Annotated in this window: 1 protein-coding gene; it reads right to left on the reverse strand. The window is 58.0% G+C overall.

Annotated elements, in window-relative coordinates:
- Positions 1-27: 27 nt before the first annotated feature.
- Positions 28-1,397 (reverse strand): IS3 family transposase gene (locus tag AC13RM_RS31415; RefSeq protein ID WP_488556142.1). Its coding sequence is split into 2 segments (ribosomal slippage): positions 28-920 and positions 920-1,397, totalling 1,371 coding nucleotides; the frame shifts between segments, so codons are not numbered across the junction.
- Positions 1,398-1,442: the final 45 nt, after the last annotated feature.

Consider the following 1,442-nt stretch of genomic DNA (forward strand, 5'->3'; position numbering starts at 1 on the left):
TGAACTGACCCCGTAAAGTTGGACGGTTTATTGGCTGGGTTGATTTAAGGGCTGGGTCCTGTATTGAACAGGGCTCAGTCCTTTGAGTTTAAGCTTGATGCGATCATTGTTGTAATATCGAATATAGTCCTCGACGCCATCCCGCAGGCTTTCGATGCTGTCGAAGTGGTTGGGATGGAAGAACTCGGATTTGAGGGTGGCGAAGAAGCTCTCCATGGCGGCATTATCGAGGCAGTTGCCTTTGCGTGACATGCTTTGGGCAATGTTGCGGCTTTCAAGCATGCGGCCCCAGGCCGGCATTTGATATTGCCATCCCTGATCGGAATGCAGGATTGGCCTTTCGGCGTTGCAGAGTTGGTCCAGGGCCTTGACCAGCATGTCCTGGACCAGCTTGAAGACCGGCCGTCTCGCCGTCTCGAAGGCAACGATCTCGCCGTTGTGGAGGTCCATGACCGGCGAGAGGAAGAGTTTTTCGCCGGCGACGCTGAACTCGGTGACGTCCGTCACCCATTTCTGATGCATACGCTCGGCGGTGAACTGCCGCTGAAGGAGGTCCGGGGCCACGCGTCCCGTCTGCCCCTTGTAGGAGCGGTACTTCTTCGGCCGGACCAGGGACTTCAATCCCATCTCGGTCATCAGACGCTGGACAGTCTTGTGATTGACCGTCTCCCCGAGGCCGCGGATCGCAGCCGTGACCCGACGATAGCCATAGCGCCCCTTATGGGCTTCGAAGATCGCTTTGATCCTGGTCTTCAGCGCTGCATGCCGATCAGCCAGGGACGAGACCTTCTGCTGATAATAGAACGTGCTACGGGCCAGGCCCGCAAGCTTCAGCAGCCCGTCGAACGGATAGAGCGGCCTTAACGCCTGGACGGCTTGCGTCTTGTCGGCGCTTGTCGTGCCTGCGTTAAGGCCTCCAGTTTTTTTAGGTAGGCATTCTCCATACGCAGATAGGCCAGCTCCGCCAGCAGCTCCTCGCGGCTCTTGGCCTCATCGCTCTCAGGCGCATCCGTCTTGTCGGACAGCACAGGTGGCTCAGGCATCGATCGGGGCCTTCCTCGACGACGTGGGATCAGGGCGTCAATACCACCGGCCTTATAGCGTCGCTCCCAATCCGGCAGGCAACTCTTATTGCGCAGGTTGAACAACGCCGCCGTCCGACGGTAAGAGAGCCCATCCTCCCACATCCGGCGCAGAACCGATAGCTTGAACTCAGCATTGTAGTGGCTGAACTTCTTCGCCAGACCGTCAACCCCATGCGCCGCGTGCATCGCCACCCATGTGCGCACCGTCGAATGGTCGATCCCAAAATGCGCACTCACCTCCTGCAGGCTGCGCTCGCCGCCGCTGTAAAACTCCACAACACTCTGCTTGAACGACGTGCTGTATTTCGACATGAAAAAACCCCCGAAGTCGGTTTCCAACTTTCGGGGGTCAGTTCA

The organism is Martinezella sp. CNPSo 3732 (assembly GCF_057784515.1).